At 60.0% G+C, this 21,572-nt stretch carries 19 protein-coding genes and 3 pseudogenes; 13 read left to right on the top strand and 9 right to left on the bottom strand.

Features of this window, described 5'->3' with window-relative positions:
• Positions 1-110: 110 nt before the first annotated feature.
• On the bottom strand, positions 111-1,646 hold the full coding sequence (locus FEJ81_RS21495) for an aldehyde dehydrogenase family protein (RefSeq protein ID WP_138247256.1): 1,536 nt from the start codon (positions 1,644-1,646) through the stop codon (positions 111-113).
• A 135-nt stretch (positions 1,647-1,781) separates the two neighbouring features.
• On the opposite strand from FEJ81_RS21495, the gene FEJ81_RS21500 reads away from it, so the two are divergent.
• The 5 genes from FEJ81_RS21500 to FEJ81_RS21515 all read left to right on the top strand — a co-directional run bounded on the left by FEJ81_RS21500 (position 1,782) and on the right by FEJ81_RS21515 (position 6,006).
• Positions 1,782-2,510 (top strand): helix-turn-helix domain-containing protein, encoded by a 729-nt coding sequence (locus FEJ81_RS21500; protein ID WP_138247257.1) that lies wholly within the window; start codon positions 1,782-1,784, stop codon positions 2,508-2,510.
• An 86-nt stretch (positions 2,511-2,596) separates the two neighbouring features.
• Positions 2,597-3,436 carry a proline dehydrogenase family protein gene (locus FEJ81_RS21505; protein ID WP_138247258.1) on the top strand — a complete coding sequence of 280 codons (840 nt, stop codon included), beginning with the start codon at positions 2,597-2,599 and terminating at the stop codon, positions 3,434-3,436.
• Positions 3,437-3,669: 233 nt separating this feature from the next.
• Positions 3,670-3,816 carry a hypothetical protein gene (locus FEJ81_RS23530; protein ID WP_175416536.1) on the top strand — a complete coding sequence of 49 codons (147 nt, stop codon included), beginning with the start codon at positions 3,670-3,672 and terminating at the stop codon, positions 3,814-3,816.
• Positions 3,806-5,494 carry a sodium/proline symporter gene (locus FEJ81_RS21510; RefSeq protein ID WP_138247259.1) on the top strand — a complete coding sequence of 563 codons (1,689 nt, stop codon included), beginning with the start codon at positions 3,806-3,808 and terminating at the stop codon, positions 5,492-5,494. Before FEJ81_RS23530 ends, FEJ81_RS21510 begins: the two co-directional genes overlap by 11 nt.
• A complete protein-coding gene (locus FEJ81_RS21515) occupies positions 5,494-6,006 on the top strand; it encodes a hypothetical protein (RefSeq protein ID WP_138247260.1) in 513 nt (170 codons plus the stop codon). The genes FEJ81_RS21510 and FEJ81_RS21515 overlap by 1 nt, the downstream gene beginning before the upstream one ends.
• Positions 6,007-6,965: 959 nt before the next feature.
• Here the strand turns inward: FEJ81_RS21515 and FEJ81_RS24290 are convergent.
• The 4 genes from FEJ81_RS24290 to FEJ81_RS21530 form a co-directional block, all read right to left on the bottom strand.
• Positions 6,966-7,088 carry a hypothetical protein gene (locus FEJ81_RS24290; RefSeq protein WP_267877958.1) on the bottom strand — a complete coding sequence of 41 codons (123 nt, stop codon included), beginning with the start codon at positions 7,086-7,088 and terminating at the stop codon, positions 6,966-6,968.
• 211 nt (positions 7,089-7,299) lie between these two features.
• Positions 7,300-8,118 (bottom strand): polyprenyl synthetase, encoded by an 819-nt coding sequence (locus FEJ81_RS21520; protein WP_138247261.1) that lies wholly within the window; start codon positions 8,116-8,118, stop codon positions 7,300-7,302.
• Between the two features lies 1 nt (position 8,119).
• The gene (locus FEJ81_RS21525; protein ID WP_138247262.1) at positions 8,120-9,592 is read right to left on the bottom strand and encodes an MATE family efflux transporter; all 1,473 of its coding nucleotides are present in this window, start codon (positions 9,590-9,592) and stop codon (positions 8,120-8,122) included.
• Positions 9,589-10,188 (bottom strand): TetR/AcrR family transcriptional regulator, encoded by a 600-nt coding sequence (locus FEJ81_RS21530; RefSeq protein WP_138247263.1) that lies wholly within the window; start codon positions 10,186-10,188, stop codon positions 9,589-9,591. Before FEJ81_RS21530 ends, FEJ81_RS21525 begins: the two co-directional genes overlap by 4 nt.
• 176 nt (positions 10,189-10,364) lie before the next feature.
• Here FEJ81_RS21530 and FEJ81_RS21535 point away from each other — a divergent pair, with 176 nt between their 5' ends.
• A complete protein-coding gene (locus FEJ81_RS21535; RefSeq protein WP_138247264.1) occupies positions 10,365-10,964 on the top strand; it encodes a TetR/AcrR family transcriptional regulator in 600 nt (199 codons plus the stop codon).
• Between the two features lie 110 nt (positions 10,965-11,074).
• Here the strand turns inward: FEJ81_RS21535 and FEJ81_RS21540 are convergent, their stop codons facing one another.
• Entirely contained in the window at positions 11,075-11,515 is a 441-nt protein-coding gene (locus FEJ81_RS21540) for a zinc ribbon domain-containing protein (protein WP_138247265.1), read from the bottom strand.
• Positions 11,516-12,052: 537 nt separating this feature from the next.
• On the opposite strand from FEJ81_RS21540, the pseudogene FEJ81_RS24470 reads away from it, so the two are divergent.
• Both FEJ81_RS24470 and FEJ81_RS21550 read left to right on the top strand, forming a co-directional pair.
• Positions 12,053-12,139: pseudogene (locus tag FEJ81_RS24470) on the top strand (IS6 family transposase); the annotation flags it as partial.
• A gap of 160 nt (positions 12,140-12,299) precedes the next feature.
• A complete protein-coding gene (locus tag FEJ81_RS21550; RefSeq protein ID WP_138247266.1) occupies positions 12,300-13,244 on the top strand; it encodes a hypothetical protein in 945 nt (314 codons plus the stop codon).
• Between the two features lie 4 nt (positions 13,245-13,248).
• On the opposite strand, the pseudogene FEJ81_RS21555 reads toward FEJ81_RS21550, so the two are convergent.
• From FEJ81_RS21555 to FEJ81_RS21565, 3 genes and pseudogenes are all read right to left on the bottom strand, one after another.
• Positions 13,249-14,070: pseudogene (locus FEJ81_RS21555) on the bottom strand (IS5 family transposase).
• 505 nt (positions 14,071-14,575) lie between these two features.
• Positions 14,576-15,200: pseudogene (locus FEJ81_RS21560) on the bottom strand (IS6 family transposase).
• Positions 15,201-15,432: 232 nt separating this feature from the next.
• Entirely contained in the window at positions 15,433-15,972 is a 540-nt protein-coding gene (locus FEJ81_RS21565) for an Rrf2 family transcriptional regulator (RefSeq protein ID WP_138247267.1), read from the bottom strand.
• Between the two features lie 258 nt (positions 15,973-16,230).
• Between FEJ81_RS21565 and FEJ81_RS21570 the strand changes: the two genes are divergently transcribed.
• The 5 genes from FEJ81_RS21570 (at position 16,231) to FEJ81_RS21590 (ending at position 21,514) form a co-directional block, all read left to right on the top strand.
• Positions 16,231-17,559 (top strand): 5'-deoxyadenosine deaminase, encoded by a 1,329-nt coding sequence (locus FEJ81_RS21570; RefSeq protein WP_138247268.1) that lies wholly within the window; start codon positions 16,231-16,233, stop codon positions 17,557-17,559.
• An 84-nt stretch (positions 17,560-17,643) separates the two neighbouring features.
• Positions 17,644-18,474 (top strand): YqcI/YcgG family protein, encoded by an 831-nt coding sequence (locus FEJ81_RS21575; RefSeq protein ID WP_138247269.1) that lies wholly within the window; start codon positions 17,644-17,646, stop codon positions 18,472-18,474.
• Positions 18,471-19,049: a cysteine hydrolase family protein gene (locus FEJ81_RS21580; protein ID WP_138247270.1), complete on the top strand. Its 579-nt coding sequence runs from the start codon at positions 18,471-18,473 to the stop codon at positions 19,047-19,049. Before FEJ81_RS21575 ends, FEJ81_RS21580 begins: the two co-directional genes overlap by 4 nt.
• 413 nt (positions 19,050-19,462) lie before the next feature.
• On the top strand, positions 19,463-20,317 hold the full coding sequence (gene nadE / locus FEJ81_RS21585) for an NAD(+) synthase (protein ID WP_138247271.1): 855 nt from the start codon (positions 19,463-19,465) through the stop codon (positions 20,315-20,317).
• 915 nt (positions 20,318-21,232) lie between these two features.
• The gene (locus FEJ81_RS21590; protein WP_138247272.1) at positions 21,233-21,514 is read left to right on the top strand and encodes a hypothetical protein; all 282 of its coding nucleotides are present in this window, start codon (positions 21,233-21,235) and stop codon (positions 21,512-21,514) included.
• The last annotated feature ends 58 nt before the right edge of the window (positions 21,515-21,572 follow it).

Here is a 21,572-nt window from a genome sequence, read left to right on the forward strand (position 1 = left end):
AATCGGTCGCCGATCGGCGCTAATCGGCACCACAGCGACCGGTCCAGCCACAGCGCCGGCACCAGTCGCCCGAGACGCGGACTCCTCGCCCGCAGAGGGGACAGGTCGTCTCAGTCATCGTCGGTCGTGATATCCGCGGACAGCCCCTGTGCCATTTCGATGTCGTTCGAGTTGTTCAGCGTCCACGCGGTTCGTTCGGTGACGGCTTCGATCACTTCGCGGCCGCTCGGGTAGCCGTTGCCGGACTTCTTGACGCCGCCGAACGGCAGGTGAACTTCCGCGCCGATACACGGCAGGTTGCCGTACGCGAGTCCGACCTCGGCGTTGTCCCGGTAGTAGTTGATCTCGCGGTAATCCTCGGAAATGATCGCACCCGCAAGCCCGTACTCGGTGTCGTTGTGAATCTCGACGGCGTCCTCGATGTCACCCGAGTACTCCATGAGCGCGACGTGGGGGCCGAAGACCTCCTCCTGCGTACAGCGGAGGTCCGCCTCGTGGTCGGCTTCGTAGACGAACGGGCCGACCCAGTGGCCGTCCTCGTGACCGGTTGGAATCTCGTCGTCGGCCAGTTCGTCGCGGTCGACGAGCACGTCGACATCCTCGCTGCGGGCGAGTTCGTTGTACTCGAGGACCTTCTCTTTGTGCTCGCCTTCGACGAGCGGGCCCATGAAGGTGTCTTCGGCGAGCGGGTCGTCGACGGCGACGTTCGCGGCGATATCGACGAATCGCTCTTTGAACTCGTCGTAGACGTTCTCGTGGACGATCAGACGCTCGGCGGAGACACAGCGCTGACCGGTCGTCTTGAACGAACTCATCACGGCCGAGTGGACGGCCGTATCGAGGTCGGCGTCGTCGGTGACGACGACGGCGTTCTTGCCGCCCATCTCGCAGGCCGCGAGCTTGCCGGGCTGTTCGGCGACGGTCCGGCCGACCTGCTGGCCGACCTCCGCCGAGCCGGTAAAGAGGACGGTGTCGACGCGTTCGTCCTCGACGATGGCCTCGCCGGCGTCGCCGAAGCCCTGAATCATGTTGAAGACGCCGTCGGGGATGCCGCTCTCCTCGAACATCTCGGCGATGATCTGGCCGCACCACGGCGTCTGTTCGGCGGGCTTCCAGACGACGGTGTTGCCCTCGACCAGCGAGACGGCCATGTGCCAGAACGGGATCGCGACGGGGAAGTTCCACGGCGTGATACAGCCGATGACGCCGCGGGGCTTGCGCCGCATGTACGCGTCCTTGCTCCCGATTTCGGACGGAACGATGTCCCCGTGTGGGTGCCGGGCGTTCCCGGCTGCCCACTCGACCATGTGTGCGGCCTCGACGACATCGGCTCGCCCTTCGGAGATCTCCTTCCCACACTCCTTGGTGACGATTTCGCCGAGTTCGTCCGTCCGGTCACGGAGTTCCTGATAGATGTCCCAGAGGTACTCCGCGCGGTCGATATGGGACAGTTCTTCCCACTCGTCTTGGACGCGTTCTGCGGACTCGAGCGCCGCGTCGACGTCGGCCTCGGTTCCGCGGTGGAAGGTCCGCAGCGTTTCGCCGGTTGCAGGGTTCTCACTCTCGAACGTCTCGTCGCCCTCGCCGTCGGTCCACTCGCCGTTGATGTAGTGACGGTTGGGCTGGGCTGTCGTTTGCTGGCTCATACCGTATCAGTCACGGATCGTCAGGGAATAACCACGGCCTCCCATGGTCGGGACCGACTCGAGCGGTTGTCACGCGGTGTCTCTATTCAGTATGTTTATGTTGCTCACACCGAAACGGACGAGCAGAGCCGACACATGAGCAGCACGAGTTCTACGGCGACCACGACAGGGGCGGACGGCACGCGACTCGCGCTCGAGATCTGGCATCCCGACTGCTGGGGGTTGCAGGCGACCGAGGCGGTCGACGCCGGACTGCTCGTCCACACCGTCCACCGAACCGTCGAGGACACGGTCAAGGGCCACTTCACCGTCTACGCGGACACGACCGCGCAACTCGACGAGTTCGTCGAATTCGCGAACGAGTCGCCGCTGACACACTCGACGGTCGAACTCGGCCAGCGCCCGACCAGCGCGGCACCGGGCCCCGGAAACGCGACCCGCGAACTCTTCGTCGAGTACGAGCCGGAACACAGTATCAGCGACACGCTCGTCTCGCACGGATTCATCCACGACGCGTCGGTTCGCGTCGAACGAGGGCTCGAGCACTGGCCGGTCTTCGTCGCCGACGGCCGCGCCGAGATTCAGAGCCGACTCGAGACCATCCGGGCCGAGACAGACGCCGAGATCTCCATTAGCAAGATCGCCTCGCCGGCGGGCGACTCGTCGGGAACGCCGGATCGACTCGATCGGCTGACGCCCCGCCAACGGGACGCGTTCGAACTCGCCTGTGAGCATAACTACTACGCGTGGCCGCGCGAGATCGACACGCGCGAACTCGCGGACGAACTCGGCGTCTCGAAGACGACGCTGCTCGAGCATCTCCGGAAAGCCGAGGCGAAATTGCTCAACCCGGACGAGTCCTGATCGACCGCGATATTAATTCCCGGTGCTGATGGCTGAATGATTTGGTCGGGTATCGATTTAGGGGGATTGCGTACCACCGACACGGTATGATCCCCCCGATCGCGAGCCGATTCGTCGCCGGAACGACCGTGTCCGGCACGCTGGATCACGTGGCCGACTGTAACGAGTCGGGGATGGGTGGCATCGTCAACCTCCTCGGCGAACACTATCACGACCGCGAGCCCGCGGACGAGGACGCGGATGAGTACTGCCGTCTCGTTTCTGAACTGGCCGCTCGCGACCTGAACGGGTCCGTTTCGGTCAAACCATCCCAGATCGGGATCGATGTCGGCCCCGAGGTCTTCACGAAGAACTTCGAACGGATCGTCGACGTCGCGGCCGACGAAGACGTCTTCGTCTGGTGTGATATGGAAGATCACACGACGACCGACACGACCGTAGACGCCGTCGAATCGACGGCCCAGGACCATCCCCACGGCGTCGGCGTCGCCATTCAGGCGAACCTCAAACGCACGGGCGACGACCTGCGCCGCCTCGCCGACGTTCCCGCCGCGGTTCGACTGGTCAAGGGTGCCTACGACGAACCGTCCTCGGTCGCCTACGACCGGAAAGAAGACGTCAACGAGGCGTACCGCGAGCACCTCGAGTTCCTGTTCCGGGAGTTCGATCAGGGCATCGCGGTCGGAAGCCACGATCTGTCGATGCTCGAGACTGCGATCGACCTTCACAAGGAACACGACACCCCCTTCGAGATCCAGATGCTCATGGGCGTTCGCGAGGACGCACAGCGCGACCTCGCCGCGAAGGGCTACGAAGTCAATCAGTACGTCCCCTACGGTGACAAGTGGATGCAGTACTTCTACCGCCGAATCCGCGAGCGAAAGGAGAACGCCCTGTTCGCGCTTCGCGCCGTCGTCGGCGTCTGACTGGCCCCGCGTCTGCACCGCGCGCGAGACGCGTTCTTCGATCTCGCTACTCGAGACTGGACTCATGGGAGTCTCGGCTCGACGGCAGCACCTTGTGATTCCCCGTAGTCGATCACTGAAACCGGTCTCACTGCAGGACGGCAGCGGCGGCACTCTCCTCGAGCCGACTAATTCGGCATCAAAAAAAGGGCAAATTCGGTACGTTTATGTGTGGGTGGTAAGCACACACCTGTATGCCTGAGAGTAGCTCGGTCGAACTGATCTGGTTATTCGGACCGTTCGCCGTGTACCTAGTCATGCTCGGCGTGTACTACGTCTGGGAAGGGAAACGAGAGGAACAACTCCGGCAGCGATACGAGGAGGCAGAGCATGGCCAGTGAGGGACTGGCCGGCTCGGCCGGCGTCTGGGTTCTCGGAACGTTCGGGGTGTATCTCCTCGTTCTCCTCGGGATCGGGTTGTACTCCTCCCGGCTCATGGACTCCGTCGACGACTACGTCATCGGCGGGCGCAGCATCGGCCCGGTCGTCACGGGCTTCTCCGAACGCGCCTCCGAGATGAGCGGGTGGCTCACGCTCGGTGTCCCGAGCGACGCGTTCGGGACCGGTGTGATGGCGTTCTACAACGGGCTCGGAATGATTCCGGCCGACCTGTTCGCGTGGGCCGGGCTCGCAAAGCGCCTCCGGAAGTACACGGAAATCGTGAAAGCGGTCACGTTGCCGACCTTCTTCGAGACGCGCCTGCAGGACGACACTGGCTACGTCAAAGGCGTCTCCGCCTTCGTCCTGATGATCTTCGAGGGCGGCTACGTGGGCGCACAGATCGTCGCCGCCGGGACGCTGCTCGAGGTTCTCACCGGCGTCTCGTCGGTGGTCGGAATCCTCGTCGGCGGCGTCATCGTCGTCGGCTACACCATGCTCGGCGGCTACTTCGCCGTCGCGTGGTCCGACTACGTGCAGGGTGCGATCATCCTGGCCGCGTTCATCGTCCTGCCGGTCATCGCGTTTACCAACTACGGGCTTCCGTTCGGGGAACTCGCATCCGTCGGGAGTTCCTACACCAGCGCCACGGCCGGCATGACCGGCTGGGCAGCGATCTTCGGCATCATCAGTTACGCGGCCATCGGACTCGGTATCCCCGGGAACCCGCACGTGATGGTCCGATTCATGGGGATCGACGAGGTGAAGAACATCCGCCTCGCCGCGCTCGTCGCTCAGCTGTTCATGTTCGTCGCCTACATCGGGGCCGGCTTCGTCGGGCTGTACGCACTGGTCGTCTTCGGCCAGAGCGGCATCGAGGACCCGAACAACGTCATGCCGATGCTCACGCTCGAGTTCTTCCCCGGTGCGATCGCGGGGATCATCCTGGCGGCCGCACTCGCCGCGATGATGTCCAGTGCCGACTCGCAGCTGCTCGTCGCGACGAGCGCCATCGTCGAGGACGTCTATCACGGCTACGTCAACCCCGACGCGAGTCAGGAGACGCTGGTTCGATACTCTCAGTACGTCACGCTCGCGCTCGGCGCGGCGAGCGTCGCCTTCGCCTTCCTCGCACAGAACACGCCGATCTACACGCTCGTCCTCGACTACGCGTGGGGCGGACTCGGAGCGGCCATCGGGCCGACGCTCATCGCTGCGCTGTGGTGGAAGCGGGTCACGGCGACGGGCTCCGTCGCGAGTATGATCGTCGGGACGACGACGATGATCCTGTGGACCCAGCTCTCAACCGTCCTCGAACTGCTCGGACTCATGGGGGCGATCGACGGCTCGCCGTTCCTCACGGGGCTGGTTGGAGTCTACGGGCTCTTCCCCGCGTTCATCTTCTCGACGGCGACGCTCATCGTCGTCTCGCTGGTGACGACGCCGCCGGAAGGCGTCGACGACCACTTCGAGTCGTTCGACAAGCCGCTCTCGGCGCTCTCGAGCAGCGACGATCCGACCGGGACGCCCGACTACGTGACCGACGGCGGTCGCGATGTCGATCCGAAGGCCGTCACGGAAACGGATACCATTCGCGCACACGTCGAAGAGAGCGACTACTGGGAATCGGGTGAGGAATAGTGAGCGACACGCGTCGACAGCGGGCCGAGGCCGCCGACATTACGGGGCGGACCCAAGAGCGTGCGAACCTGACCGTCATCGAACCGACGGTGGCACGCGAGGACGTCGACTCGACCGGCCGCGTCGGCGTGGTCGCGTATCCGTACCGCGTCTACGATGCGGTCGTAACGGTCAACCGGCCGATAATCGCGGATCGAGACCTCGAGTACGTCGTCAGCGTCGACCGCGCCCGGCGGCTCGCAGTGCGGGCTGACGTTGTCCCCGAGACCGTCTCGAGAACGGTCGACGACGTCCTCGTCGTTCCGTCCGAACTCACCGACAAGCAGGTCCGCGAGAAGGCCGAGAACGCGCTGTTCAAGTGGACGCTCCGGAAGATCGCCGTCGGTTCCGCGCCGGACGTGCGATTCGAGCAGTCGGTCGACGCCCACAAACTGTTCTGGATCGCGTCCCGACCCGACGGCGACGTGATCATCGACAGCGTTCGCGGTACCGAGTCGCCGTTGGACGGCTGAGGGAACTCGGCCGACACCGGGCACTGTTCGGCGGTGATCGAAACCGACGGCCGGGTTCTCGATGTCGCCGTAGGCGGCACCGACCGCCGACTCGAGACACTCGCTTCGATCGGCTGTCAACGAGTAAGCTTCTCGAGGCGATTGCGTCTCTCCGTCCGCGATACAGTAGTTACCAGTTTCTCATAGTGAGTGGTTTCTAGAGAGGTATCGATTGATTTGGTGCGATCGATGATCCCGAACCACGACAGGAACGCAATCGATAGTCTGGAGACGGACCCCAGACAGGTACGCCGACTGACGAGTAGCACGCGGTGATCCGCTACGCTGCTGACCGCTAGTAGTCACACATCGCCGCCGATAGGAAGCGCAATTAATCGCTGTCTATACGTCCGACTCGGCGTAGTGGGGTTTTCGTTCGATGGTACTATGCACGGTCACGGCGGTGCGGACCGTCGATCGGTGTGTTTCTCGTCGGTTCAGTTCCGGAATCTACGGCCGTGGATCATCGCCATCCGTTCCGATTCGCAAACCGTCGCTGACAGGATACGATAGAGAAAAATAGGATCTATTATGATTCATCTCATCTCTCCAGTTGTCAACACATCGGGAGATCTCCATTGGGACGTGTGTCCCGTAGTATGGTCCGCCTGGTAGAGCACAGTGCTGTAAATGCCGCCCGGTTCGGTCCGTGAAGAATTGAACCGACTGCAGATATCGTACCCGTTTGTGGAGGTCGCTGTAACCACCCTGATAAACACTGGCAAAACCGCCGCTGTTTTCGAGCGTCCACGCAGAAATCATACGGATACGATCCGATGCTGGTAACGGAGACGTATCTGTCGAGGCTGTACGATAGCCGAACGGAGCCCGTGTCGAAATTCACCCTTTCGGACGGTCGAGCCGCAGTATACGTCTCTCGAGAGCGGGAACATTTTTCGAACTTGCACAACGGCTATCCGTTAGCGGCGAGCCTCTTGGAGGATCTCAAGAACGATGACATCGCCGCCATCGTGATCGACAGTAGCGATGGCGTCCACGTATTCGACCGACAGCAGTATCAGCGAGGCGACCGGCTCGGTCACGCCCCGTCTCCGATGAAGCGAGTCGTCCCGATCGATGACGCCGACGCTTCGCTATCCGGACAGCCGCCGACTTCGCGGATCAGCTTTCGGAGTGGGAGTGGCTCACTGAGACCGATCTTCGCTCGAGGGGAGAGCAGTCAGAAACGGCCTGAGTCGTCTGTGAACCGCCTCGGCGTTCCATCATCACGAGCAACGAAACCCGGACTCGAGGTCAGTCCCGACACCGCTTCGGTAGACGGTCCGGCGCAGCCTCCCTCACGAAGGCTCGGACGGGGGCGACATCGGCGACGGGCGATAGCTCGTCGAGCGCCCGATCGACCTCGGTCAGACGGCGCGTCGCGTGCCGCCGGAGTCGTCGTACAGTGGATGACGATGAACCGGTTCGGAGAGCGCCGGCATCGGACGCGAGGACGAACTGTATTCGACTGACTGTTCCGAACCCGCGGCCCACTGTCGCGACGCGTTCTCTGTACTGCTCGTCGATGTCCGCAAGCGTCGCACCGACAAGGGCCGATCCGCGGCCGAGTGAGCCCGCCGTCTCGTCGATCAGCGAACAGTAGTCCGTCGCCGGCACCGTCGACTGGCTCTCGGCAGTCCCCAGCGCCTCGATCACCGAGGCCGAGACGGACGCAAGGGTTTCGAAACACGACCCGATACGATCGTCATCGAGAGTGCCGAGCGTCGAGTACGCGGTCGTATAGAGGTAATCGGAGGCCAACAGCGCGCTCGTCACGTCCCACTGCACCGAGGCGTCCTCGTCGCCGAGACGACAGAGCAATTGCGCCCGGAGCCGGACGTACCCGCGGAACAGTTCGATCGCCGTCGCCGCGGGCAACACGGTCTCGCGAGCCGGTGTCGCCGCGATCGAGTCGTGAACCTGCGCCACCAGCTGGCCGTACCGCCTGTCGTCGCGGTCCGTCATAGTCGCCCGAACAGGGCCCAACCGGTCGCGCCCGGCCTGCTCGAGTGCCTCCTCGAGTCGACGGTCGATCTCGAGTCGTCGTTCGGATAGCCTCTCGGTTCGAGTCATGTCAGTCGTGGGTTGTCGAAACGTCGATGCTTCCGTCGTCGACGTCGACGGCCGATTCGGTCAGATCGCTCTCGCGCCACGTGCCTCGCTGATACCACGCGTAGGCGATCGCTGCGCCGGCGACGTTCGAGACGGCGAAGGACAGCCAGATGCCGGTTTCGCCGATCGAACCGGCGGACACCCACGCGATCGGGAAGCGGATAACGCCGAGCATCAGCACGGAGATCGCCGCTGCAGTAAGCGTCTTTCCGGCGCCGCGGAAGCTCCCCGTGTAGGCTCGCATGATCCCGATGAATCCGAACGTCAACGCGACGTAGCGCAGGAACGTCGCGGAGATATCGACGACCGCAGGATCGGTCGTAAACACGTCCGCGATCGGCGCGGCGAGGAACCAGACGAGAACGCCTGCCCCGGTGAGAATGCCGAAGAGGGTCTTGGATGCGAGCGCCGCTGCCTGTTCCGCTCGCTCGGGTTTGTTCGCGCCGATGTTCTGCCCGGTCATCGTTTCGACGCCGCGAGCGACCGCGATCGCGGGGAGGAAGACGACCGAGAAGACGCGCGTTCCGATCCCGTACGCGGCGACGACCGTGTCTGGAAAGAGCGCGACGATGAACAACAGCAAGTTCATCGACAGCGCCCGACCCGTCCCCTCGATGGAGGCGGGGACGCCGATCCGAGCGAGCCGGCGGAGATAGGTGAGGTTCGGCACCATATCCCGGAGGTTGATCTCGACGCCGCGATTGCCGCGGAACATGATCGCGAGGCCGACGACCAGCGCCAGCGCACGCGAGAACACCGTCGCGATCGCGGCGCCTTCGATCCCGAGTTCGGGGAAGCTGACCGTGCCCACGAGCGGTGCGTTCTCGACGACCGTCCAGCCGAAGATCAGGAACGGGTCGATGACGATATTGAGAACCACCGAGCCGAACATCACGAGCATCGGCGTGATCGTGTCGCCGTAGCCGCGCATGAGCGCGATGAAGACCGCGAACCCGAACATGAACAGCAGTCCCAGCGAGATGACCTCCATGTAGCTCGTCGCCATCGGCAACACGCTGTCGGAGGCTCCCATGAGTCCGAGGAACTCCTCGACGAGGAAGTAGCCGACGACCCCGAGGACGATCGACGCGATGCCGGCGAAGACCACCGTCTGTGAGGCGGCGTACTCGGCTTCCTGTTCTTCCCCGGCGCCGGTGTACTGGGCGACGAGGACGCTGCCGGCGACCGAAATGCCCATCCCGAGCGAGATGAGGAGGAACACCATCGGGAACGCAAAGCTGATCGCCGCCAGTGCGTCGGTACTGTACTGGCCCAGCCAGAACGTATCCGCGAGGTTGTACGCCGTCTGGAAGAGGTTCGTGACGACGATCGGCATCGACAGGAAAAAGAGCGGTTTCCCGATATCGCCGGCCGTGAGGTCGAACTCCTCGCGCCCCTTGAACAGGGAGCTGAGACGGCTGCGGCTATCGCTCACTGTCTCCCCTCCACTGTCATCTCGGTCAGCAGATTCGTCTCGATATATCCGGTCATCATCTCGTAGAGCCGATCCGTCGAGTGGTCGACTGCGACTCGTCGCGTGTGTGCGCCCATGATCGTCGTGGTGAGTGATTCGGCCGCAACGGACGGATCGATACGGTCGGTGAACTCACCCCGACTGACACCAGCCTCGATTATCTCCTCCAATCGTTCGAAGAGAACCGCGTCGAATTCGACGAGTCGGTCCTGAATCTCCTCGTTGTAGGGTGCCTGTGCCTTCAACTCGAGCATTGCCGTTCGAAACTCCGTCCCGGAGATCTCTCCGGTATCGGTGACCAACAACTCGAGCAGCGAGCGGAGCTGTTTTCGGGGCGTTTCACCGGCAGCAGCCTCGATATGGGCGGTATACCGATCGTAGAGGGACTCGAGGCACGCGACGAACAGATCGTCTTTGCTGTCGTAGTGGTAATGTATCGATGCTTTGCTCATCGCTGATTCGGCGGCGATATCCTGCACCGTGAGTTCGGCGTACCCGTGCTTACAGAGGGCCTGATACGTTGCGTCTAGTATCTCGGTAGTCGGGTCGTCATTCATGCAGTCGATACTGGACTTACTGACTAGTTAGTCAAAAACCTTCGGGAAGACATCGGGCCGTCCTCACGATGCCTCGAGCGCTTCTCCGTTGACTCCGAACTGACCAGTCGATAATATCCTGCGCGATCCCGAGCGGGTCACAACTATTATCTGACCCACAACGAACGTAGTGTACAATGGCTGATTCGCCGGAACGACCCGTCTCGGATCCGAACGAAGCGATCATGCGCGCGACCTACCAGGCGCTTCGGAAACACGGGTACGCTGCGCTCACGATCAAACGGATCGCCGACGAGTACGGCAAATCGACCGCCGCGATTCACTACCACTACGAGACGAAAGACGACCTCCTCGCGGCGTTTCTGGACAATCTCCTCGATCGATTTCAGGAAACGATTCACGAGGTCGAAACGACCGATCCGGAACACCGACTAGAGCACCTGCTCGACAAACTGCTGGTCGCCCCGGAGGACCATCACGACCTATTGATCGCGATGCTGGAGATGCGGAGTCAGGCACCGTACAACGACGCGTTCAGCGAGCGCTTCCAGCAGAACGACGAGTACATCCGATACCTGCTCAGTACGGTGATCGAGCAGGGAATCAAGGCGGGCGTCTTCACCGATGTCGACGCCGACCACGTCTCGCGGGCGCTCATGACGATCGTCGACGGGGCTCGAACTCGAGAAGTCGTCTTGGACGAGGGGGATGCACTCGCAACGGCAAGACGGACCGCCGACGAGTACGTCACTGCCGTCTTGATGCGTGACGCGTGACCTCTCTGCTCACTGCTGGCGCTGTTCGCTCCTCACGGAGTATCGATAGCGATGCCAGAAACGCGACCCTGCGCTGCGAGACGGATCTCGGTGTCCAATCGAACGGTTCGTCAGCGCTCCTCGTCTGCCGCGTCCGGACGATCGCGGTCGATACCTTCGACCGGATTCGTACACCAGTGACAGAACTCGAGGTCCGGATCGAGTTCGTTTCCGCAGTGTGGACAGGCGACCGAGTCCGTATCGGAGCCGTCGACCGAGTCGGCGACAGCACCGTCGGTTTGCATCCGAGCGAGAAGATACGCGTCGACGATACTGAGACCGATGACGAAAAACATCGGCGCGATAGCGACCAGCGTCTCGAGGCCCCAGCTGCCGGCGACGAACGCGTCGAACGCGGCCGGGTCGACGAACAGCGCGGTCGTCACGAAGGAGGCGGCGAGCCATCCGACCGCGCGACGCCACCGCCGGAGGTAGAGGTGGCCGAGCCCGGTCGCGAGTGCTGCGAGCAGCGCTGCGAGCCACGGTCGTTTCTGCGATAGTGGCTGGCCCATGTGCTGACTAACCAGTCAGTCAGTCATAAGTCTTCTTCTTCGTTCTCCGCCTCGTGCAGAGACACGCGAAGGATTTTTCCGCTCGAGCTATCGCCGACGGGGTCAAAATCGGGAGGTAATGCGTTGAATTCGACGTATAATCCTATCTTATCGATTAGCCTAACTAATTAGTCTAATCGAATATGGCACGGCTCGATCGGCATTGCTCGGTTATCTCGTGGACGACGAGAGGAATAGAGACAACTGACTTCGTATAGCTCCCTCGGATCAATTCCGGGAGCACCTGTTGGGATGACTCTTCGGTATGTAGGTGCGACCAAATACAATCCGCGGTACCGGTCGAGGCCAGTACCGGGACTGCAGTGAACGCATGTGGGAATGGTCTCGGATCACGGAGAGTCGATCCGTGACGGTGGCGAAGACATGTTTGGCGAGGCCATAGAGCGCGTTCGGTTCAGTTCGTGTCCTTTCGATTCCTCGCCAGAGACGACTTTTCCACCACGTTTGTTAATACTTTGGCCGATATAGCCATAGCAACTCGAACAGTTCGTACATTACTACAACCGCCAACGACCGCATCAAACCCTCGACGGAAACATGCCAGTCGCGGAGGTGCAGAACTAGACAGTACCCGAGAGACATGTTAACGCCGCAGTTTCGGCTTTTAGCTCAAGTATATCCTTCGAGAATTTGAACGAGAAGCACTCCAAAATCTCCGAACTATTATCTAATTCATTAATCTCCGATGCTAAGATATTTATACAATAGAATAAAATAAGCATATATGAGGAGAAGATCCTTAATTAAAGCAGTTGGAGTTAGCGCTAGCACACTATGCATGCCTGTTATGGCTTCTGCGGCCAAGGAGGAGGACGGTAATCCCGAAGAATTCAAAAGGGATATGCGGCGCTCGATAGAGATTGGCCACACGGAAGGGCAGGAAGCTAGAGAAGAATTTCTCGAAAAGAAGGGATACGGTCATACTTCAATAGAGATTTACCAGCCTCTCTCACTTGGAAGCGATGACGGCGAGGGTGACGAGCAGAATTCTGATTCCATAAGCCCCAGTTCAGTTAATGATCCGCAGGACGGCGGTATCAGGGCGTATATTAGTGCCAGCGGTGGTAACAGCGGCCCCTCCGGTACCAATATGTTTGCATCGCTCTCAATTGGGTACGAGTTCTCGGCTAGTTGTAACGGGCAAGAGTTCACTCCAAAAAGTCATGGTGAGAATCCTAGAGATGCTGCCGGGATAGCTTGGAATACTCGACAGAACGAGTACTTCAAACTTGCAGATGACGGTGGAGAGAGTGCGATGGAAACTACTGGGAACGCTACCTGGTCCGAGGATCTACACGATCCGACAGTCGGACGGACCGGCTTCCGATTCGATGATGCTGCCAGCTACGAAGATTGGGAGGACGACAACGTTAACAACTATGACTGTGGGTTAGTGGATGTCGGGGATGAAGAAAATGGGTACGAGCACGGTGGAACATGTGGAGTATATTTGACTTCCGTTGGTGATTGGAGTAAAGACCAACGTGTCGTCCGCGCTTCATATACCCACGCACATGCCTCTGTGGCGGTATCTCCTACATTGAGTTTCAGCGCTACCGGACCGGCAATCGGGTTCAGCCCCGAGTATCGGATTACCGATCACAAGGTTATGACCGGTAACAGCGGAGACGATCTCGAAGTTTATCAATCCGAGATAAGACCGTTATAAATCGCTAGGCGTATCTTAATTTCGTTTTTGTATCCCATACATTAGGAATAATATATAGTGCGAGTTCTAGAAATCCATTGTACCAAGTTCACGTACGCTCGGTGACGGCGTGCGTGCACTTGATCGTCGAGAAGACGGTCTCATACATCGCTCGCTGTCGGTATCGAGGCCCATCGATCCGCATGTTATGCGCGTGATCGATTGGCCGAAACTACCGATGATTAATCAGTGGTTTTACACGCTCTTCGTGAAGTTTTTCGCGTAATTGCATCTAGTCATAGCCTTTGTCGGCGGCGAGGCTTGCGAGGTGTGTCGTGGCGTTTCTCAGTCGGACAGTGAACATCCAAAATTGCGTGACTTTCTGTGTCGACGAGAGCGGTCGCTTTGAGCGTCTGAACCCGGTAATTCGTCCGCCGGCAGTAGTGTTTGCTGGCGTTTTTGCGGTCAAAGGACATCGTGTCGATCGCAGCGTGACCGCTTGGGTCGTGCAACTGCGTCAAAAAATCTCTTCGTGATTTTGTGGACTGGACAAAAGCCTCGCTTTTGCGAACGCTGAGAGGCGCAGCAGCACTCTGGCGAGTGCTGTCTTGATTTTATTAAGTCATTTAACTAATGTCGACTAATGAGGTATATCGGCCGCTTCGAGGCTGGTCTCTCCAAATATTTGTGGTATCTCGCTCAGCAGATCTAACGACTCTCTATAGGACTTCTCCAAGTAAACCCAAAGACAGTAGAGCGATACGATTGAGTAGTCGGCAAAGTCGCCACCAACAGCATTTTTAGCTAATCGCACTGCTTTCTTCGTGAAGCGAGAAATTTTCGACATTCGTCTCCCGATTTCTACCAGTCGAAACCAACGCAGGCTAGCGATTCATCAGAGTTGGGCTTAACCATCTAATCAAGTCGAAGCTTCTCGCTCAAAGCCGTCTACTGATTGCCAGCATTAATGTCGTTTCGCAAAGAAAGTTTTGATACCCATGGTCCTCAATGATGCATCCAGGTTGGCAGTTCTTGGAATGCAGACGACGCTAATAGGAATTGTACTCGTACAAATCGTTACCCTCGAAAACGGTTTTTTTCCCCTGTTCCTCGTCGGGATAGCGTGTGTCCTAATTGGAACAGTACTGACATTTGGAAGCATACTACAGTCATAATTCCTTCGTGAATAGTAGTCCCGATTTTGATAGCTATATTGTAACGACACTGTCTAGTTGAGCCAGTTTGAGAAGTGAGCAGGTCGAAATATTAAGTTGATTGACGCTCTCAGAGCTGCTCAGCGAGAGCTATGATACGGATTTAGAAGAATCTTGGGAGAACGAGCGGGGTCGTGTTTAGTTTGTAGCATTTTGCAGGACGGCGAAGGCCTGGAGCCACGATTCTGCGGTTGCTGGTTTGACGCGACTGAAACAGTTTGAGAATGAAGAGGTACGTCGTTTTATCTCCCGAAAGATACGTTCGACAGTATTCCAATTTCCTTGTTTTTCGTATCGAAATCGGAGCCCGTGCTGGCGGAGTGCTGTCTGGAGATGCTGTGTGCCATCGACGAGAAACATCGCATCCTCGACATCGTATTTCTCGATTAGTTCTCGCAGAAAACGTCCAGTCAATGGTCTTAGTCGCCGAAAATAGCCGTATGTGGAGGATTCCGTTTGTTTCAGGATCGACTGCAGCGTACAGCCAATACTGGTGATCATCGATTTGGATCACGGTTTCGTCGAGCGCAACGTGATTCGGATTCGTATCAGCTGCTGGTTGTAGATCGGCTTTCTGTACCTAATCGTGTACAGCCTTGCGCAATCGTTCGACACCAAAATTCTATAATTCTCGAACGGTATTCGAAAGCGGAAATCCTGCAAGGTGGAGTCGAATACCGAACTCCATCAGCCGACGCGGTGTCCGTTCTCGCTCCACAAAACTCAAATCGATCCAGTCGCTATATCCGCTGAGGCGGTCGATTTTTGCCGTAGATCAGCACAAAATTGCCCCGCCTCACTTTTCACGCTTAACTAAACACGGCCGCTTCAGGAGAAGACAATAGCAACGTAGACGATATCGTATTCAGACGCACTCGGGTTCGCCGGTTCGTCCTATCTCGAACCGTCTAGCGGACGGAATCGACCGATGGTACATCGTCAGACGCCGCGGCAACTCGGTGATCGCCGACACACAACAGTTCGCCGTACTCGCCTCAGGCGGGTTTCGATCCGTCCTCCTTCATCGGTGCCTCCAAGAGAGCGACGTCGAGGATCACCATGTTTTCGCTCTCGTTGACGGTGACGATCACACCGCCGAGGACGAGGTTCGCGACCGGCGTCGGTCCGATCGCGATTTCGTCGCCCTTCTCGAAGCCTCGGACCGACTGCTGAAAGTGGACCTGTGCCCGGCACAGGTCCGGATTGTGGACGGTCGTGAAATCGATCGTGTCGACGGTCGCCGTGACGCGGTCGTAGTTTCGTGCGAGGGTGACCGATTCGGCATCGGCCAGCGGCTCTCGGTCGAGGACCTCGTAGGCTGTCTCGGTCGGTTTGTACCCGCCGCTGGGTCCTGGGATTCCCTCGACGAGGTCGAGCGAGCGAAGCGACGACATCTGGTTCCGGAGCGTGCCCGGCTTGCGGTCGAGCGTAGCCGCGAGGTCCGTTGACGAGACCGGCGAATCGGTCGCCTGGTACTCGTTGACGAGTTCGGTAAGCGTTCGTCGTTGCCGTTGAGATAAATCAATCGTGCTCATCGTGGTACATGCACCGTACACGCTCTTCGTACTTAGGTATCGAGGCCCGGAACGTCGCCGCCGCCGTGCGGTTATCAATCGTCGAATTGGACGGCAGCAACGACATCGATCAATCGATTATAGACACTAAGGATGGGTAAGTTCTACCGATAGTCGAACTATCTCTCGAGCCGTTCCCACCGAGCTTCGCTCGCCGCGTCGAACCCGATCGGCCTGAGTCCAAACCGTTTTGCCGGTGGAACTGTATTCTCGGGTGGTATGATACTTTCCGGAACGGTCATCGCCGACGCCGACACCGTCATCGAGGACGGGGCGGTCGTCGTCGACGACTCTCGAATCGCCGCCGTCGGTCGGCGAGCGGCTCTTCGCGACCGGTACCCGGATCGCGAGGAGCAGTCGTACGATATCCTCCTGCCGGGGCTGGTCGGTGGCCACCTCCACTCCGTACAGAGCCTCGGCCGCGGCATCGCCGACGATTCGGAACTGCTCGAGTGGCTCTTCGAGTACGTCCTCCCGATGGAGGCGTCGCTCTCGCCTGAGGAGATGGAAATCGCGGCGAAACTGGGCTACCTCGAGATGATCGAGAGCGGGACGACGACCTGCATCGATCACCTCTCGGTCAACCACGCCGAGCGCGCGTTCGAGGCGGCCGGCGAGATCGGCATCCGCGGCGTCCTCGGGAAGGTGCTGATGGATCGGCGCTCGCCGGCGGGACTGCTCGAGGAGACCGAGGAGGCGCTGGCCGAGAGCAAGCGGTTGATCGAGGAGTACCACGGCGCGTTCGACGACCGAATCCGGTACGCGGTGACGCCGCGCTTTGCCGTCTCCTGCAGCGAGGAGTGCCTGCGCGGGGCGCGCGAACTCGCCGACGAGTACGACGGTGTTCGGATTCACACGCACGCGAGCGAGAACCGCAGCGAGGTCGAGACGGTCGAGGAAGACACCGGGATGCGGAACATCCACTGGCTGGACGAAGTCGGCCTCACCGGCGACGACGTCGTCCTCGCACACTGCGTCTGGACAGCGGAGAGCGAGCGCGAACTGCTCGCGGAGACCGGTACGCACGTCACCTACTGCCCGTCGTCGAACATGAAACTCGCGAGCGGTATCGCGCCGATCACCGACTACCTCGAGCGCGGGATCAACGTCGCGATCGGCAACGACGGCCCGCCGTGTAACAACACGCTCGATCCGTTCACGGAGATGCGACAGGGAAGTCTCCTCCAGAAAGTCGACGGACTAGATCCGGTCGCCGCCCCGGCCGAGACGCTCTTCGAGATGGCGACGATAAACGGCGCGAAGGCGACCGGATTCGACCGTCTCGGCGCGCTCCGCGAGGGGTGGCGTGCGGACATCGTCGGGTTGGATACCGATCTGACTCGAGCGACGCCGCTGCACGACCCGCTCTCGCATCTCGTCTTCGGCGCGCACGGCGACGACGTGGCGTTTACCATGGTCGACGGCAACGTCCTCCTCGAGGACGGCGAGGTCACCGTCGTCGACGCGGATGCGATCCGACAACGGGCAAGAGCGATCGATCTCTCGCTCGAGGAACACCGCGAGGACGCAGCCGACGCGCGACCGTGACGCCAGTCGCAGCGAACCCGCTACCTAACGCTGCAGCCGTCCGAACCGATAACTAAAAGGGCTGAAAGGTCCGAACTCTACTCGATGACCGATTCCGTCGTCGGCACGCTCAACGACCAAGCGACCGTCGCGGCACGCGTCGAAGCCGGTGACGCCCCCGATTGGGTCGCGGCCCACTGGGAGTCGTTCCGCGACGGGCTGTTGGGCGAGCGAAACGACAGCCCGTTCCCCTGCTTTTTCGGCGTCGAATCCGTCCAGAACGGCGATCCGCTGTACACGGCCGTCCCGTCGATGACCGACAAAGACGCCCTGCTCGAACTGGGCCGAACGCTGCTCGAGTACCTCGAGACGTATCAGGATCACAGCGACCGCGCGTCGTTAGTGACGTTTTTCAAACCGCCCGACGGCCGTCTGTCCGAGGCGGAGTACCACTGCGCGCTCTGGCACATCCTTCAGTTTCTCCACGTCCACGATCCGGAGCCGTGGCCAGATCGGATCCCAACCGATCCCGATGATACCCACTGGGAGTTCTGCTTCGGCGGTGAGCCGATGTTTCCGACCTGTCGCGCGCCGTTTTACGAGACACGCAAGAGCCGCTACTGTCCGATCGGCCTCGAGATCACGTTCCAGCCGCGGGCGCTGTTCGAGGCGTTGAACGTCACCGGCGACACCGAGGCTGGCCAACACGCCCGAGACGTGATTCAGGACCGACTCGAGGACTACGACGGCGTCTGTCCCCACGCCGATCTCGGCGACTGGGGGAACGAGGGCGATCGCGAGTGGCCACAGTACATGCTAACGGAAACCGAAACCGAAGCGCCGAGCGAGTGTCCGATCACCGTAACCCGGGCCCACCCGAAGTCGGAGTATCTCCTCGAACCATCGAGTCGCGCCGCACACGGTGATCGGAGATGAGCGATAGTTCGGCCCGCACGGCCCTCGTGCTCGTCGACTTCCAACAGGGGTTCGACGACCCCGTCTGGGGGAGTCGCAACAATTCGGACGCGGAATCGAACGCGGCGCGACTTCTCGCCCACTGGCGGACGGCCGGATTGCCGATCGCCCACGTTCGCCACGATTCGACGGAACCGGAGTCGCCGCTTCGCGGCGACCAGCCGGGATTCGAGTTCAAACCGGAACTGGCTCCTCGAGACGGTGAGACCGAGTTCGTCAAACGGGTCAACGGGGCGTTCGTCGACACGGAGTTGGAGCCGTGGGTACGCGAACGGGGTGTCGACTCGCTCGTGATCTGCGGCCTGACGACGGATCACTGCGTTTCGACGACGACCCGAATGGCGGAGAATCGAGGCTTCGGCGTCACCCTCGTCCGGGACGCGACGGCGACGTTCGATCGGACGTTCGACGGGGAGCAGTTCGCCCCGTCGGTGGTCCACAAAACCGCCCTCTCACACCTCGAGGGCGAGTTCGCGGAAATCGGTTCGACGGACGAGATCCTCGCGACCGTCACCGCCGAATCCGCCGGTGAATGATCGCATTCAGCAGTGTGGGAGTTGGTTCCGATCGACCCGTCCTCGAGGGCGCGTGTTCGCCGCCTTCGACCCTCTCCGGCCGGTACCGAGTTGAGTCCTAAATCGCCGAATCGAATCGCAACCCCGGCTGCCGAACCCTCCATCTCCGCAAAGCGGACGATTCTACAGTAGGGATAGTCCTCTGCAGCATATATATTATAATATACTCATCTATGGGTTCACAAGTGGGTAAGGAATCGGCTAGAAACTGTTATACCTCATGATCAGGCTCTCGTAACGTGAACGATGATCTATCCGTCTTCCAACGCGGCTTTCGACCCGGTCTCGAGTGATTCACGGCCGGTCGATCCGTACGACCGTCGTTGCACTCGGCGTCCGACTACCGCTTCAGTTCGTCTCCCGGCGATGGAACGATGACGGCGACCGATTCCGACACGGCCGTCGAGGGCCTCCCTCGCGATTCGGACGGTCTCGCGACGACCGACGAGGCGCTGACGACCCTGCGTGAACAGCTCCCCGCGTTCCTCGAGGAACTGGTCACCGACGCCAGCGCGGACGGTCTTGTAGTGCGACTGGACGGCAGTGTCGAAACGACGGTCGCGGCGACGCTCGCCGTGGATGCGATCGGCGAGGAGCGCGTAACTGCACTCGTGATGCCGGCGTTCATCAGTCACGAGGCGATCGCTCGAAACGCGGAGGCCGTCGCCGAGTCGCTGGGAATCGACCACAGCCGACTCCAACTCCAGCCGGTACTGGCGGCCGTTCAGGAGGCGGTCGGCGAATCGGACGGACCGGTCGACGACGTCGTCGCGACGAACAACATGCTGTCACGGCTCCGGATGGCCTGTACCTACTACGTCGCAAACACGTCGAACGCTCTCGTCGTCGGCCCGATCGATCGCACGCAGTATCTCCTCGGGTCCGCGACGAAATACGGTGAAACGGCGGCAGACTGCCTGTTGTTCGGTGATCTCTATCGAACCGAAGTGCGAGCGCTCGCTCGACATATCGGGATTCCCGAGGACCTCACCGTCGAAACGGCGGGGTCGCCATTGTATGCCGGGCAGTCGGCGACAGAACAGCTAGATGTCTCGCCGGAAACCCTCGATCGCATCCTCCGACTGCGTTTCGACGAAGAGGGAGAGACCGCGACTGTCGCGGATCGGCTCGGCATCGACGAGGCGCTCGTCGACCGACTCAACGAGTGGTGTACCCGAACCCGGCACAAACGACAACGACCGCCGACGCCGGGAGCGTATCGCTGCTAACTGTTCGACTCTCGTCTGCAGGACCAATGACAAATGCGCTATCCGTCTCGGAACCGCGACAGCCGCAGCCCTGGAACTCGTCTGATTCCCTGTGAGAAGCTCGCTCTCTCGTGAACTGCAGTCGATCTCTCCGACGGCTCAACGCAATTCGCTGTTCTCGTCACTGCGTCCGAATTACTCGTTCAGAGCAGCTAATTCACCGTCTGCATAGCTCTGAACCCTCGTGTTAGCTAGGGAAGTCGCTCTAAAAACAATATCGAGCTGGTAGATATCATTTTCTATATCTTGAATTAGGTATTCGATTGCGTTCTGATGCCGCATTTTTGTCTCGAGTCTGAAGTACATAACGAGAGAGTGAGTGAAGCGGTAAATCAACGGATTAAATCGACATGAGCAGCGTATACCAACAGATTAGCCTTCATCAGATCGCTCGTATTACTGGAGCTCTTCTGCGTTATCGACCGCGCCTATCGATAGTAGTTCCGTATCTCGAGCAGTATCTAAAATTGGTATTTCGGCGAGATAGAATCGAATACTCACTCGAGGAACGATTCATTTTTCGGTCCCCCGTCCCGAACCCGCGTGATGCTCTCAGTGCTGTGACGGATCAAGCATCGCGATTGATTACAAGGATATGTTCGTAAAGTTGGGTCGGAAGTTTCGAACGGTCGAATCGACGACTCATCCGCGATGGCCCTTTACCCACCGACCGTTTCGCGGCTGAAGGGGCCCGCTACGCAGCGTACGTGAAAAGTAACGATGGCAATAACCGTTAGGGTCACCTAGTGGGTGTAACTATCCCAACGAACACAACGATTGCAGTATCTGGAACGGGAACGGCGAGAATCGATACGAGTTCCGTATCACGAGTTACTCGCTGTATGTTTATACACCCTGTCGGGGTACGAACGATGGATGGCGACCCCGCGACGGATGCGATTCGTCCACGGTCAACTCGCGTGGATGGTAGCGACGGTGCTCGTCCTCTCGTTGCTCGGTTCGCTCTCGTACGAGCTCTTTTTCGTCCTCTCACTGTTCGGACTGCTCGTCGTCACCGAACTCACGGCACCGGTCAACGTGACGCCGGAGTGGCGGGCCCGCTTGCGGTGGCTCACGCTACTCGGGTTGTTCGGGTTCGCCGCCCTCATGCTCCATCGGATCCTGGGACTGCTTCCGCCGAAGGTGATCCCGTGGTGACCGACGCTCGAGCGGCGCTCGTCCGGTTTCGTCCCGGCGTTGCACGGCCATCGACGCG

The sequence above is a fragment of the Natrinema versiforme genome, assembly GCF_005576615.1.
In the GTDB taxonomy this organism is placed as follows: Archaea; Halobacteriota; Halobacteria; order Halobacteriales; family Natrialbaceae; genus Natrinema; species Natrinema versiforme_A.